At 42.1% G+C, this 14,803-nt stretch carries 15 protein-coding genes; 6 read left to right on the top strand and 9 right to left on the bottom strand.

What is annotated here, in order from left to right:
- Positions 1-85: 85 nt before the first annotated feature.
- Positions 86-1,018, bottom strand: a complete 933-nt coding sequence (locus ACSBQP_RS14295) for a DMT family transporter (protein ID WP_098680871.1) — start codon at positions 1,016-1,018, stop codon at positions 86-88.
- Positions 1,008-1,835, bottom strand: a complete 828-nt coding sequence (locus ACSBQP_RS14300) for an AraC family ligand binding domain-containing protein (RefSeq protein WP_435028519.1) — start codon at positions 1,833-1,835, stop codon at positions 1,008-1,010. The genes ACSBQP_RS14295 and ACSBQP_RS14300 overlap by 11 nt, the downstream gene beginning before the upstream one ends.
- A gap of 153 nt (positions 1,836-1,988) precedes the next feature.
- Between ACSBQP_RS14300 and ACSBQP_RS14305 the strand changes: the two genes are divergently transcribed.
- Positions 1,989-2,663: a GntR family transcriptional regulator gene (locus ACSBQP_RS14305; RefSeq protein WP_050827671.1), complete on the top strand. Its 675-nt coding sequence runs from the start codon at positions 1,989-1,991 to the stop codon at positions 2,661-2,663.
- 132 nt (positions 2,664-2,795) lie between these two features.
- A complete protein-coding gene (locus ACSBQP_RS14310; protein WP_008347156.1) occupies positions 2,796-3,092 on the top strand; it encodes a DUF3817 domain-containing protein in 297 nt (98 codons plus the stop codon).
- A gap of 74 nt (positions 3,093-3,166) precedes the next feature.
- Here ACSBQP_RS14310 and ACSBQP_RS14315 read toward each other — a convergent pair whose 3' ends face one another.
- On the bottom strand, positions 3,167-5,416 hold the full coding sequence (locus tag ACSBQP_RS14315) for a hypothetical protein (protein WP_435028520.1): 2,250 nt from the start codon (positions 5,414-5,416) through the stop codon (positions 3,167-3,169).
- 160 nt (positions 5,417-5,576) lie between these two features.
- Here ACSBQP_RS14315 and ACSBQP_RS14320 point away from each other — a divergent pair, with 160 nt between their 5' ends.
- Both ACSBQP_RS14320 and ACSBQP_RS14325 read left to right on the top strand, forming a co-directional pair.
- Positions 5,577-5,795, top strand: coding sequence for a hypothetical protein (locus ACSBQP_RS14320; RefSeq protein ID WP_048002380.1), 219 nt, complete (start codon positions 5,577-5,579; stop codon positions 5,793-5,795).
- Between the two features lie 13 nt (positions 5,796-5,808).
- Positions 5,809-5,991 carry a hypothetical protein gene (locus tag ACSBQP_RS14325; protein ID WP_008347162.1) on the top strand — a complete coding sequence of 61 codons (183 nt, stop codon included), beginning with the start codon at positions 5,809-5,811 and terminating at the stop codon, positions 5,989-5,991.
- Positions 5,992-6,555: 564 nt separating this feature from the next.
- On the opposite strand, the gene ACSBQP_RS14330 is transcribed toward ACSBQP_RS14325, so the two are convergent.
- Positions 6,556-6,978, bottom strand: a complete 423-nt coding sequence (locus ACSBQP_RS14330; RefSeq protein ID WP_008347166.1) for a pyridoxamine 5'-phosphate oxidase family protein — start codon at positions 6,976-6,978, stop codon at positions 6,556-6,558.
- A 293-nt stretch (positions 6,979-7,271) separates the two neighbouring features.
- Positions 7,272-8,141 carry an SDR family oxidoreductase gene (locus tag ACSBQP_RS14335; protein WP_435028521.1) on the bottom strand — a complete coding sequence of 290 codons (870 nt, stop codon included), beginning with the start codon at positions 8,139-8,141 and terminating at the stop codon, positions 7,272-7,274.
- Between the two features lie 155 nt (positions 8,142-8,296).
- Here ACSBQP_RS14335 and ACSBQP_RS14340 point away from each other — a divergent pair, with 155 nt between their 5' ends.
- Positions 8,297-8,908, top strand: a complete 612-nt coding sequence (locus tag ACSBQP_RS14340) for a class I SAM-dependent methyltransferase (RefSeq protein ID WP_435028523.1) — start codon at positions 8,297-8,299, stop codon at positions 8,906-8,908.
- Between the two features lie 16 nt (positions 8,909-8,924).
- On the opposite strand, the gene ACSBQP_RS14345 is transcribed toward ACSBQP_RS14340, so the two are convergent.
- From ACSBQP_RS14345 to ACSBQP_RS14355, 3 genes are all read right to left on the bottom strand, one after another.
- Positions 8,925-11,012, bottom strand: a complete 2,088-nt coding sequence (locus ACSBQP_RS14345; RefSeq protein ID WP_041091154.1) for a BglG family transcription antiterminator — start codon at positions 11,010-11,012, stop codon at positions 8,925-8,927.
- Between the two features lie 121 nt (positions 11,013-11,133).
- Complete coding sequence (locus tag ACSBQP_RS14350) at positions 11,134-12,216, bottom strand: C45 family autoproteolytic acyltransferase/hydolase (protein WP_435028524.1); 1,083 nt, start codon at positions 12,214-12,216, stop codon at positions 11,134-11,136.
- A gap of 85 nt (positions 12,217-12,301) precedes the next feature.
- Positions 12,302-12,934, bottom strand: coding sequence for a GDSL-type esterase/lipase family protein (locus ACSBQP_RS14355; protein WP_017358492.1), 633 nt, complete (start codon positions 12,932-12,934; stop codon positions 12,302-12,304).
- Between the two features lie 414 nt (positions 12,935-13,348).
- On the opposite strand from ACSBQP_RS14355, the gene ACSBQP_RS14360 reads away from it, so the two are divergent.
- Positions 13,349-13,984: an FMN-dependent NADH-azoreductase gene (locus ACSBQP_RS14360; RefSeq protein WP_024720223.1), complete on the top strand. Its 636-nt coding sequence runs from the start codon at positions 13,349-13,351 to the stop codon at positions 13,982-13,984.
- A gap of 34 nt (positions 13,985-14,018) precedes the next feature.
- On the opposite strand, the gene ACSBQP_RS14365 is transcribed toward ACSBQP_RS14360, so the two are convergent.
- Positions 14,019-14,792, bottom strand: a complete 774-nt coding sequence (locus tag ACSBQP_RS14365; protein ID WP_035703820.1) for an IclR family transcriptional regulator — start codon at positions 14,790-14,792, stop codon at positions 14,019-14,021.
- Between the last annotated feature and the right edge of the window lie 11 nt (positions 14,793-14,803).

Below are 14,803 nucleotides of genomic sequence, written 5' to 3' on the forward strand. Positions count from 1 at the left end.
TTGTTATCGGTCGACCGTCGACCGTTTCATTTGAGTTTACTAAATAGTGCGTGTTCTTACAATGGACAAAAGACGCTTTTTTTGATCAAAGCGCCTTTTTATCCTGCATCAGCACATGGGGCTTCTGTTTCTTTCTTCCCGCACTTTTTTTATCTGAAAGCAGCAAACCTCCTAAGGTCAGTGCTGTTCCAAGCCCAGACATGAAGGTCAAGCTCTCGTGAAGAACGATCATTGAAATGATCATCGTGATAATAGGCACTCCATAAATATACACACTTGATTTCACCACTCCGATCGTCTTCACGGAAAAGCTCCATGTCAGAAAACAAATAGCAGATGCAAAGACGCCTAAAAACAGCAAGTGGAAGGCAAACGATGGATTGGTCAACCGCTCCCAGTCTAAACGAACCTTAAAATGCCAGATCAGTGGAATCATCCATAGCAGTCCGTAAAAGAAGACACGCCTTGTTACCTGAATGATATGGTAGCCATATTGGTTGATCATCTTCGATAAAATGGAATAGAATGCCCAGACGATGGTTGCTGTTAATGCTAAGGCATCACCGAGTGGATTCAATTGAAACGTCGTCATTCCATTCATGCTAATCAGCACGATTCCCGTCATCGCGATGAAAAAGCCTATGAAAAACCGGCTGTGCAGCGGCTCATCTTTTAATAAAAAATAAGCCAATAAAAAAGAGAAGCATGGGACAACGGAGCTGATGACACCTGCATTCGAAGCGAACGTATAAGTAAGTGCGACATTTTCTAAAAAGTAATATAAGACCACACCGCATAAACCTGCCAGCGCAAACATCCCTTCATGCTTTTTGCTTTGCACCTTCATCGTAAACGGATAGATGATCATCAGAGCCAAGTACCCTATAAAAAAACGGAAAAATAAAATCTCTGTTGGAGAAAAAGCCGTTAATAATATTTTGGTAGAGATAAAGGTAGATCCCCATAAAAAAATGGTGAACATGGCCGCTAAATGACCGAGCAGCTGTTTATTTATCATCAGCTGTTACCTGCTTTACAAAAATTTGCTGATACTGCCCTGGCGTGAGCCCAATAAATTCTGAAAAGAAATGACTCAAATGACTTTGATCAGAAAATCCAGCGGAGGCAGCCGCATCTACAGGCTTCACTCCTTGGGCGAGAAGTTCCTTCGCATAGTTCACCCTGATTGTCTGTAAATAACGATACGGCGTAATTCCTCTGAACTTTGTAAAAGCACGCAGCAATGAATATTTGTTCATGGACACAAGCTCACCTAAGTCATCTAACGATATATTTTCCGTGAGATGTGTTTCAATATATTGCTGTACGTCTCGGACTTTTTGTTCGTTGGCACGTGTGGCTGATGCTTTTTCCTCTGAGGTATCAGCATAGGCTTCAATCAATTGTTTCATAAAGAAATAGAAGGTTTCCTGTTTATTCAAAGCAGGAGCTTCTTCTGTGATCATTTGATGTAGATCATATAATGGCTTTGTTAGTTCACTTTGTGAAAACACAGGGGTTTTAAAATGCGGTTTGTGCTGAAAGACCTTCTCTAGCACACCTGCTTCAATATTTAAGCAACGATAATCAAGTGTCCTGTGATCAATTTGTTCACATGCGTGATTATCATACGGATTAAAAAGAAGGATATCACCTTTTTCAATGATGTATTCTTGATTTTGGCAGACCAAACGTCTTTGACCGTCTTCAATAAACCCAATCACATAATATGTATGAAAATGATTCGGGAACTTTTGCATGATGCCATGAAAGCGATATGCCTCTATTTGTAAGTCTTGATCAAAATGTACAGTTCGTTCCTCTTGTGTGTTCATGTCGATCCCTCTTTTCGCTGAACTGATCATAAGTGTAGCACACCCCTTTTCTCTTGGATTGTACGATATTGACTTTTCGATGCAGGCTTGCCTAGAGGGAAGAACTTGGATAACATGAGACAAAAGATGATGTACAAAAGAGGGAATGATGGGATGAATTCATTCGAGATGGAAAGACCAGCACCGTATCACATGCAATTTTATGAACAGCTGAAGCAAATGATTTTTGATGGCCAGTTTCAGCCAGGAGAGCGCATCAATGAAACGCAGCTTGCCAAACAATTTGGCGTAAGCCGCTCACCAGTGAGAGAAGCCATGCGGCTTTTAGAAAAGGACGAACTTTTAATCGCTGATCCTAAATCAGGCTATTCTGTCTATACGTTAACAGAGCGGGATGTCGAGGAACTCTATCAAGTCCGAATGGCTTTAGAAACGCTTGCCGTTAAGCTTGCCTGCAAAGAAGCCACAGATAGAGAGATAGATGACATTGAACAGGTGCTCACGAAGGCAGACGAAGCAATCAAACAGCAGCTGCCATCTCAGGATATCGTTCAGTTAAACGAAGCGTTTCATCAAACAATCATACAAGCCAGTCACAATCACCGTTTATCTAAACAATTAAATCACGTGAATGCGCTCATTCATTATTGCCGCATCTTTCATTTTAGCGGCGGGCCTCGGGCTGAGACGATTCAAAAAGAGCATACGGCCATTTTCACTCAAATAAAAGAACGCCGGGCTGCGGCAGCCGTTCAGGCGATGACAGACCACCTAATACATGATGTGGCGCATTTAAAGCAAGTACTCTATGAAACAACCGAAAAGTAACGCGTGTCATTTCCCATTTTTTAAGCATTCGTTGAACATATTTTGAATTTTTCGTAGATTATCGCATGTTCAGGCGATCTTTCGTTTATATTAGAAGATGAGAAACTAGCTTTTATACAGGAGGATTTGTATATGCATACAAGTATCAGCCGTCTGAGACAGGCGGGTTTTATTGAGGGTATGTCTCTTTTAACCCTTCTTTTAATTGCCATGCCTCTAAAATATTTTGCGGATATTCCGATGGCGGTCACCATTGTGGGCTCTCTTCATGGCGCATTGTTTGTGATCTATATGCTCATTTTGGCATATGTGACATTTAAAGTTCGCTGGCATTTGAAATGGTCCATCGCCGGATTCTTTGCGGCATTCATTCCTTTCGGCAACTTCGCCTACGATAAGGTGCTCCGTCAGTATGATACAAAAGCTTAATCAAAAGGGCTAAAACGAATGTCGTATTAGCCCTTTGTCTTTATGTTGAAGCGTTCTGATAATGGAACGCTTTTTTATATCGATGCATATTTCACAATGGCTGCTTGACGTGTCATGTCGTTAAACGCTATCCATAATTCATCATCAGGCAATACGCTAGTAATTGGATCAATTGGCTGCTTGATCTCATACTGCACACCATTTCTTTCGACTTGAATGATCGCTAACGGAAGATTGCCGATGACCCCGACAAACGACACTTCGGTCACTTTTGCACTTCCTTGTTTCTCTTGCATGAGTCCCATTTCTCTATTCAACTCTTCTTTTTTTGTCTGCATCGTGATTTGTGTCCCTGGCGCGACCTCCATATGGTCAGGTATGAATTGACTGACCGTTTTTGTGATGGATTGATCTCCGCTAGAAACCGTCACATCCAGCATAATAGGCTTCTGATCATGAATTGTGACTGGATATTGCTTCACCCGTTGGATCGTTCCTGTTAACGTCACATCTTTCCCCGATCGATTCCGCACTTCATGCCCATAGGCTGCCATTTTGAGCTGGCCGTTGATGTCAACGAGATCGGCTTTTTCTCCTGTTCTAAACTCAAAACCAGCGGCTTGAATCATCGGAATGGTATACCTTTTCTGATCTGCTTCAAATGTAAGTGATAAGACGGTGCCTCGTCCTACGGTTCCATATGATTCTATGTTTCTTAAAATAGCGCCTTTGATGAATTTTGGCTCGCTTGGCTGCGAGAAGTCACCTTCTTTTAAGAGCATCGCTTTTTTCTTTTTCGGATTGTAGAGAATGGCGATACGCTGACCCGGTTGCGGTATCTGAGTATAGGATACAACCGTTTTAACCGCCTTTTCGATATTTTTCCCATCATATTGAAATTGAAGCTGCATGTTGACCAGCGGCTGTTCGTTGATGTAGGTACCCGTTTCTTTGACTGATACAATATTGGCTTCTAATGTGACACTGTCTTTTATCTTGTTCTTTCTCACAAGCCTCAAAATCGGTGGCAGGAAGATCGCTAGCACAAATAACAACAGTGGGATAAAGAGCCATATCGCCCAGTTGAGAATAAGTGGTCCGCCCTTCATGACATATTGCATAAAGGTGTCAACAGACGTTTGGTGGGCTGGACTGGCATTTTCGATTGAGATGACCTTTTGCAAAGGGAATTCCTTTAGCTGTTTGCTTTTCGTCTCAAAGGCCCCCGTTAATTGGTTGCCAAGTGAATAATAGAGCCAATCGCTCTTCACATTTTTATGAAAAGAGAGATCTTCTTTTTGTAAAGATTCATATGACAACGACTGAAAAAGCTTGCTGGCAGACGTCGCCTTATTCGTGCGATGATTATAAATATAACCAGTCAGCTTGCCTTGTGCTTCGTCCTTTGCTGTAGAGCCTAAAAGAAGAACTTCTTCTTCATTCAGCTGGTAGATAAAGGTTTGGTACATCGGTTTTGGTGTTGGGACGACTTCCCCAAGCCTTCCCTCTGCATCCACTTTCCTTGGTCTTTTTGGATAGTTGGATTCGACAGCGACAGCAACGTTTTGTGATGATCCGATCGTTTTTTTCAGTTGCTGCACGACTTTTTCTTCAATGAGGCTAAACGGTTCAGCACTTTTGGAGACATAGACCCCAAGCTGATGCTTCTCGTTTGAGATTCCGCTGACATACGCCTTCTGGTCATTTTTCAAAGTCAATTCAAACATAGGGAATGGGGTCTGCCCTCTAAAAGAATTCATGACGACATCGATGGAAACAGGTCTTGCTGGTAGCTTCAGCTCGCTGAGATTGTGGACATGAAACTGACCATTCTTTAGCTCACCGAGGACCGCAGCAGCGCCTTCCATTTCTCCTGTAAACACGAGACGTCCATTCCATTGATATGTATTCGTTTTTAAAAATGAGGGAATCTGTAAGTTTTGCTTGACGAGTTCTTTCTTTGCTCCGCTTGGAGACAGTTTTTCGATCAACAGCTGATCGTCTTTATTTTTTAAAGCAACTAAGAGATGGTTCCCTTGAATGGATGGCAGCATTTCATTAAACGTATCGCTTTCCGTGGTCCATTCACTGATTCTTTTTCCTGATTGAGGATCATACATTGCAAAATGGAGCTGCTGGTTTTTTGATACAGCACTCACCACTCGTTTTCCTTCATCGAATGTAAATATTTGTTTGACGTCATATTGCGTCGCTTTCCCTGCTGACAAATCATCTTGGTAATGGTTCCACACCAAGACACTAAGAATGATTGCTGGAATAAAGAAGACAATATACCTGAGGAAAATCACTGGTATTCTTTTCACTTGATCGCTTCCTTTCATGGAGTTCCTTTTTCTTATACGTCAGTGCAGCGAGAATGTTTCATGCTAGAAGAATACCATTCCAACTTTCTAAATCCATATTTTACATATTTGATTGTTTACGATAAAATCCAATCAGATTCAAAAAAAGGATGTTATCTCAATGGATAAGCTATCATCGATCATTCTAGCGGCTTGGCTGCGTGTTCCCCGTTGGTTCAAGCAAGGGGTGCTCGTATCTATTACCATTTTCTTTTTTTATATGTGCTTTGTAAAGGGGCTGACTGGCTGGTACACCTTGCCGCCTGTCACTTTGCTCGCATGCGCCATTTGTTCCTTTTTCATCTGGATGGTGTGGCTAAACAGTCAAAAAAACAAGTAAAAAGGAGAATTTCATGAAAGAATCCATCTTTTATTTTGCTATCTCTTTTGTTCTTCAATGGGTTTGGTTTGGGGTTGTGCATCCAGATAGAGGCGTGACACTGCTGGACATGTTGATCTTCTCTATTTTGTTTACGGTGATGTTCTTTTTTATTGGCCGGATTTGGAGGTATCAGAAGAAAGGGCGAAGTGAGTGATGATGAAGCATTTCCTCTTTCTGTCGATGAGTGTTCGTTGTTCTATTGTTGACGGCGAATCTTTTTGAAGGGGATGTCATGCGGATGGTGTCCGCTTTTAACCTAAAAAGGCTGCCAAATAGATGGCAGCCCGTTTCTTACTCTTTTCATGCAAATAAATAATCAATGTTTAATCTCCGTCACGGAGTGTATGAATTAAGATTCAATCATATCAGTGTGTCATATGTGTTCCGAGTGAACCTACGTTTGAAAGTAAACGCCATGGAAGTTCTGGATAACAAGACAACGAAAGCCCTACCTCTCATTCGTCCTTACGGCTCCGAAGCCGTGCCAGTGTGAATTGTAAATCAAAACGTCTTTTTTCCATTCTTCCGCTTTTATAGGGGGCGGTTGCAGAAGGAAAAGAATAAGTTTGTTCGCTTTGACAGCGTCTCGTTCTTATCAAGTAGAAGCTCTATTGCTTCTCATTATGTCATAGAAAAAAGAAAGTTTACTTTCTTTATTTATTTGCTATTTCAACACTTAATATAAAACTATAACACGTTCCCCCAACTTACGCAAGTGTTAAAGTGATAATTCTGCTGGTGTCCGGTTTCCTTCGTTCATATAACGAATGGAGGTTGGGTCAATCTTAAGGATCACTAGGTTTGGATCATCTTTTCCTTTAAACCATTTCTCCATCTCATCAGACCAAAGGCGGTCGATCAGTTCTGGATCATCAGTTAATGTGGCTTTACCTGCAATTTCTGCATATGTGTCCCCAAATCCTTCACCTGAATAACCAATGAGAATATGAACATTCGGATTTTTTTCAATCTCATCCGCTTTATGTGTTTCTTTGCTTGTTGGTGTATATAATGTCAGCCCTTCATGAAAAAAAGTCATATAGCGGGTATGCGGCTTATCTTGTTCAACAGTCGCCAATGTTCCAACTTTTTGTTCGTCTAATAAGTTCATTACCTTTTGCTTTAACTCTTCTTGTGACATGTATCTTCACTCCTTCAAAATGTCATCCGTACTCTTAGGTTTCCACGACAATCCATTCATTAAACAAAGAAATGTGTTTTTCATAAAAAGACATCTTCTAGCTGATGCTATAAAAAACGGACACATTGAAAGGGGAAGTTGAACATGCATCATGAAACGATGTTCCATTTGAGTTCACTTGTTATTGCAGCGGTTGTTGTGGGCATTATCATATGGTCTGTCTCATCTGTACAGAAGAATCGGAAGAAATACTAAATACACCGCCCAATCAAAGCTGGGCGGCGTGCTATTGATCATGTATTCATAAAGGAACCACCGTTGACGTGAAGTGTCTGTCCCGTCATATAAGACGATTCGTCCGAAGCAAGCAGTACATAGCAGCCTACATGCTCCACAGGCTGTCCTGGTCTTCCCATTGGGGTCTCGGCCCCGAAGTTTTCGACACTGTCTTCATCAAATGTAGATGGAATGAGCGGCGTCCAAATTGGACCGGGTGCTACACCGTTGACCCGAATTCCATCTTTCACAAGCGACTGTGCCATAGAACGAGTAAAGCCGTTGATGGCCCCTTTTGTCGCCGTATAATCAATGAGCACTTTGTTGCCTCGATACGGGTTAATAGATGTTGTATTAATAATGGAACTTCCCGGTTTTAAGTAATCGAGTGCCTTCTTCGTAAAATAAAAATAAGAATAGAAATTGGTTCTAAAGGTTTGGTGAAGCTGTTCACTAGAAATATCTTGAATACGTTCTTTCGGATGCTGTTCGGCCGCATTATTGACTAATACGTCCAGCTTCCCAAAGGCTTCAACTGTCTTTTCTACCGCTTTCTCGCAAAAGGCTTTGTCCCCGACATCCCCTGCAATCGTTAAACATTTAACGCCTTCTTGTTCTACACGTTTTTGCGTATCTTCTGCATCCTCATGTTCATTTAAGTATACGATCGCGACATGAGCTCCTTCTTTGGCATACGCGACAGAAACGGCACGTCCAATTCCGCTGTCTCCACCTGTAATCAGCGCTACTTTTCCTTTTAGCTTACCAGACCCTTTATACGATTCATCCTCATAGATCGGCGCAGGATTCATTTCTCTTTCACTGCCCGGCTGCTGATCCTGCGTTTGGCGCGGAATGCCATTTGTTAAGTATTCACGTAAATCCATGTGTAAGCTCCTCCTTGATTTGTTGATGTATCCTTTCATTACCACTTCATTTTTTTACTCAAACATCCCTATGAGTCATCAATGCGTTTTGAAAATTGACAGGTTTCAGGATGGGAAAAATCGGTTACATAAACATAAAAAAGGAGCGTTCTCACATGCTGTCAACCATTTCTAAAACCTTTAGCAGACCAAAAGGCTGGCTAGGAAGCATCGCAGGTTTTATTATGGCAAATGAAAATAAGGCACTGAATCAATGGGCGATCCAGCATTTAGATTTATCAGATGGTGAAAACATATTGGAAATAGGCTATGGCCCCGGCTATAGCATCAAACATATGCTCAAGCATTATGACGATCTTCACATTGATGGACTAGATGCTTCTTCAACTATGAAGGAACAGGCGCATTCGCGTATAAAGAAACGATCCAAAGAGAAGCAGGTCCGGCTGTATGTTGGTAAAATTGAAAAAACGCGCCTGCCGGCAGATCAGTATGACAAAGTACTTTCTGTTAACAATTATACGATTTGGGATGACCCAAAGTCTGGCGCACTCAACCTTTATCACACCTTGAAACCGGGCGGAACACTCGTCATTGTGATGCAACCAAGAGAAAAAGGAGCAGACGCCAATCGGACAAAAGAAATGAGCGAAAGCATCCTCAATGATTTAGAATTTGCTGGATTTGATCAGTTTTCTGTTGAATATGAAGAGATTCGTCCCACCCTCGCTGTCTGTGTCACAGCAAAAAAGCCGAGAAGCGAATAAGCTCTCGGCTTTTTTCTTACCATTTTGCCTCTTTGACAAATTGATAAAAAAGTTGATGTAATTTCTGTTCAATCTCTTCCTTTGTTCCTTGTCCATAAAGTGCCATGCTTTCTTCGCTTTCAATGATGGATGAACTGATTAGGCTAAACATTTCAGACCCTTCTTTGCCAAGCTCTAGCGGCGCCAGCATGAGGAGCATTCTGGACATGAGCTGCTGCCCGCCATCCATGCTTTTGATCTCGTATGCCTCATCAAGATCATAGATATGAAAGACCGGTTTCTTAATGAGATCATGCTTTAAGTGAAAAAGAGCAAACTCGGTTCCTGGAATGCCTAAACCACCTTGCTGCTCACGCTCAAGCAAACCGGCTGTCACTTCGTCTGCACGTTCTAAATAGCCTTGACTTTCAACCTGACGCATCAGCGCTCTCATTGTTGACTCATGCTGCTCTGTCGTCTTCTTTTTTTCGATTGTAAAATGGGACAAGATGCTGCGAATCACTGACATATAATTCGTGATTTGCTCTGCCATTCCTATCATATCAACCGTTTCCTCCACCGATTCTTTTGCAGATTCCTGCGCTCTTTTTTTCTCAATCAGATAAGGAATTTTTCGTTTAATATGAGACTTGACCCGCACCGCGTCATCCTCGTTTAAGAGCGGGCTGACCATAATGTAATCAATATGCTCGTAGGGGATCGGCACGGTTGATACGATCATGTCATAGCTCGCAGCGTCGATTTCCTTTAACTCCATTAAGGAAGATAGATCGAATTTGGCGATCTCAGGCAATTCTTTTTTCAATCGTGATGCGAGCATTTTGGACGAACCAATACCGCTTGAGCAAACGACCAATGCATGAATCTTGGTTTCTTCTTTTTTAATTTCAAGCACCGAACCAAAATGAAGCACGATAAAGGCAATTTCATCCTCTGGAAATTCGATCTCAGGAAAGAAACGCTCCACACCTTCTTCAATCGCCATGAACAGCAAGAAGTAGTCTTTTTTTATTTGTTGTGTGAGCGGATTATAAATCCGCATCTTTTCTTTTAATCGGTTCATAGCTGGTTCAAGATGAGACACGAGTCCCTCATACAATGAATCGTTTTCATTTAAATGGTAACCTGTTTTATGAGAAATAAAGTCAATGAGTTTCTTCGTTCTCAGCGCAATATCTAACTCAATCTCATCAATGCGGTATTCTGCCGTAAAGCTTCGATTTGCACTGCGCAAATGGATGGTCATGTATCCAACCTCAGCTTCAGGAATCTCTACATTAAACATGCGTTCTAATGCTCGTGCGATTCTGAGTGAAGATTCAAATTCCTTCGTCCGCTTTAATTCAAGCAATTCTTCCTCTTCCATCCGAATGGTTTCACCGATTTGAATGCGTTCAATGGCATAGGTTAAGTGAACGACAAGTGCAATATAGGCACTATCTGACAACGAGAGAGAGAGTCTGCTTTTCAAATGAAAGAGCAGCCTTTCTACCTTGAGCAGCTGTCCTCGACTGACTACCCCAAATACCTTTTCAGTCGCTTTCGTTCGATGTTTAATATTCATCTCAATCGTTTCGAGAAATAATTGAATGTCGAGACGGTCAACGATCAGGTTCCCGACAATTTTTCGTTTGGCTTCCTCCGGTCCTTTTAATTCAATACCGTACCCACGCTTGCGGATAAGCAGTAAACCGTAAGGAGCGATCCAGTCCGTCAGTTCATCTAAGTCGTAACTGATGGTCGCATTTGTGACCTGCAAGTCGGCTGCAAGTGTATATAATTTCACCGGTTCTTTTGCTTCAAGTAGGGCACACAGGATTAAGAGCTTCCGTTCATCAGAACTATATTCAATTTGGTCTTCATTTGAAATATGAGACAGAAGCCGCTGTTTGTCTTCCTGTTCACCGACCGCCTTCAAGCCCTTCCCCGGCTGTTTATCAAGTGATAGGTTGTAATTCTTTAAAATAGGTTTAATGGATTTAAGTTCTCTATGAATGGTTCTTGTACTTACTTGAACAGAATCGGCGATCTCACGAATGGTGACATAACGATTTTGCTGAATCATATATTTAATCACTTTCTGTTCTCGTGCCGTTATGTACATGAAATGCCTCCTTCTGCTTAAATAGGTCTATTGTCACGCTTTAATATAAAACGCTTTCACTGATCGATGCAACCTGAAGTTGATCTAAATTTGGCACACTGGCTGTGACAAAATGAAAGACTCAAACGTTTCTCCAAAATGAAGGTCCATAATCCTTTTGATGAAATTGAATCGTTTGTTCATGAAATGGCAGTGTGCCCCCGACCTTTAATGAATAGGTAGGGTTATAGACGGGAGAGCCAAAGCAATACTCCATCGTCCCTTCCTCCGGCCGAAACATGACGGTTCGCATCGTCCCAAACAGCTCTTCATAATTGTGCACAGTCAGACCAGCAGGGTATTCTGCCTGAAATAGTTCCGTAAGAGACTCGCTTGACGGCTGTTCTTCTAAAACTTGAATTAACATGTCGTACCTGACAACAGAATGATGTTTCGTCAACCCTTTTGCCGTGTGATCAGCAAGCGGATGGTTCGTAGCCGCAATAAATCCACGCTCCGGCCTTCTCACCTTTTTTTGCCCATCAATCATTTCAATCACAGCCGCCTCTCCCTTCCGGTCAGCAAGCATTAGATGAACATTAGACGCGACGGGCATTTCCTGTACCAAACGGACGGCATCCTCCACCGTTTTACAGGACTCTAGCACAGCACGAATAACATGATATACTTGCAAGCCAGCAACAGCCGGCGGCTTTAAGCCTGGTTCGTTGCCAATAGGCGGACCGCATGCAGAAAATGTCACCGATAGACCATGTTCATTCATCCCATCCGATCGACCAAATAAGATTAATGATGAGCCTGTATGGACTGCTGTGCCCTTCACATGTGTAGATACAAGACGCATATCATCAAACAGCGGAGAAAAATCATAGTTGCGCAGCATCACCGTCTGTTGATTGGCAGCCTCATTCCCCTGCATCACACAATGGGAACAGCCTGGCTGAAGATGCGAAGAATAGAAAAAGGTCAAATCGCTTTCATCTATTTGCATTTCATCACAAAATCCCGAGAGCTCTTCTTCTAACTGAGGAAGAAACGGTCGAATTAGCTGCTTTGTTTCCTTCACAGCCTCTTTTGATAACGGTTCTGATTGAATGTATTGTTTCTTAAGCAAAGGGCGCTCCTTCAGCCAAATAGCCTGCTGCTTTCCTACCTCATAAGCTGTTCCTTTCAATTCATGAAAATACGCACTCATCTCCTGCATGCATCCACCTCTATTGTCTTGTTTCTTTTATCATATCGAAACAGCCCTTCATTTAAAAGAATGAAAAAACTGCAATCCCGAGGGATCACAGTTGCTTAGCGGATTGTTGAAACAGCGCTTCTGCCATTGCTTCATATCCTTTGTGGTTTGGATGAAATTGATCAATCGATAAGTATGCGCTTTGATGTCCTTCAAATACACCGTAAATATCCACCACTTCTACATGTGGATTCGCAGCAAGCTGGCGAAGGTGATGGTTGTATTGCTTCAGCCATCTCTCGGCGATCGGAATCTCAGGAAAAGGATTATATAAATTCAATAAATATACGCAGTATGGATGATGCTGCCCTCTTTTTATCAGAGCGATTTCTTGAACCATTTTGCTAAAATTCGCCTGACAATGCATAGACGCTTGCAGCAGTGTCTTTTCATCTTCCCCTTTTTCATACTGCAGAACAGCTTGAACAAGATCATTCCCGCAGCCTGTGATGGTGATGATGTCAGCATGAGCAATCGCCCGTCTTACATCAGACCGCTGAAAAAGCTGCAAGATCTCTTCCGTTGTTAACCCTGATTTCGCAAATACGGACAGTTTCACCGGTATATGCAGCTTCTTTTCAAGCTTCGCCGCATATCGCTCCGTAAAACCGCCGCCAAATAAACGTGCCCCCACCCCAACCGTTAAGGAATCTCCAATCGCAACATAGGATCGTCCCACTCTTATCCCTCACTCTCTCCTGCCTTCTCTTATATATACGAAAAAGAAGAACAAATGCTTGTAGCAGATGGCTTAAAGGCATCCACCTTTTTTTCAAAAACGCAGGATGGGCGCATTTACAAACACTTTACTTGCGATATCGATCCATTTTTTGTTCAATGGGAGTAGGGTTTTTTTGCTTAAATCGCAGCTTTGAAGCGTTTCAGAAAAATTTACAAACTTTTTATCTTGATTTCAAGACTTTATACCTTGACTTCAAACTATATAGTGATTACAATGAAAATATCAGTTTTTATGTAACTGTGCTTGTTACATCTTTTTCATAGCATTCCAATATGATTAAAGATGCCACATATTCAGTGTATCTTTGGGGTACGCTAAAAAAATCATTGAAACAGGAAGGATTGAATAAACATGGCAAAAGTTTTATACATCACTGCACATCCGCATGATGAAACAGTTTCTTACAGTATGGCTACTGCTAAAGCATTTATCGAATCTTATAAGGAAGCAAATCCAAGTGACGAGGTTGTACATATCGATTTGTACAAAGAAAACATTCCTCACATTGATGCAGATGTATTCGCTGGATGGGGCAAGCTTCAATCTGGTGCTGGCTTCGATACACTTTCAGCTGAAGAGCAAGCGAAAGTTGCTCGCCTAAACGAATTAAGCGATCAATTCGTTTCTGCTGACAAATACGTATTTGTTTCACCACTTTGGAACTTCTCATTCCCACCAGTTCTTAAAGCATACATCGACTCTGTTGCTGTAGCTGGTAAAACATTCAAATACACTGAGCAAGGTCCTGTTGGATTACTAACAGACAAAAAAGCGCTACACATCCAAGCACGTGGCGGATACTACACTGAAGGTCCTGCTGCTGAACTAGAAGCAGGTCACCGTTACCTTGGAACAATTGCAAACTTCTTCGGTATTCCTTCTTTCGAAGGTCTTATTGTTGAAGGTCACAATGCTGAGCCTGCAAAAGCAGAACAAATTAAAGCAGATGCGATCGAACGTGCAAAAGCTTTAGGTAAAACTTTCTAATCATGAACACGCAAAAAGCCAATGATCTTAACGGTCATTGGCTTTTTATTTGTTCAGATGCAAAACCTAATTCTTTTGAAATGCCGCTGGCCGCTTTTTTGACCTGCTCAATTAAATAAGGAAGCCGTTCCTTTTGATAGCCGGCCTCAAACCCTGCAATACTAATGCCTGCTGCCACTTCTCCGTGATGATTGAAAATGGGCGCTCCAATAGCCGCAGTATAGTTTTCAAGCTCTGAATAGCTTAACGTATATCCGCGTCTGTTTGATTCTTCAATCATGTTTCGCAGGACATCTTTATCGGTAATGGTTCCGATCCCGATTTTCCCGAGCGCTACCGAATCAATATAGGCAAGTCTCTCTTCCTCTGGCAAAAAGGAAAGAATACTTCTCGCACAAGCTCCCGCATATAATGGGGATCTTCTTCCGACAGCGGTATAGAGCCGGACAGGCTGCGTTCCTTCCATTTTCTCCACATAAATCGCTTCATCTCCTTCACGAATAATGAGCTGAACAGCCTCACCTACCTCATCACGCAAGTTTTCCATAAAGGGCCTTGCAATTCTACGGATATCGAGGCGGTCGGCGACAAGCTGACCATATTCAAGGAACATCAAGCCTAATCGGTAAACACCTGAAGGATGCTTTTCTAATAACCCCATATCGGCTAACGAGTTGGCCATTCGGTGTACAGATGTTTTGGGCATGCTCGAGAGCTCAATCATGTCATTTAACGTTAATTGTTCGTGTGTGATAAAAAGCCGTAATATCTCCATTGATTTCACAACGGTTTTATTTGTGTTCTGCATGTTTCTCACCT

The sequence above is a fragment of the Bacillus sp. G402 genome (assembly GCF_051172515.1).
Lineage (GTDB): Bacteria > Bacillota > Bacilli > Bacillales > Bacillaceae > Bacillus > Bacillus altitudinis.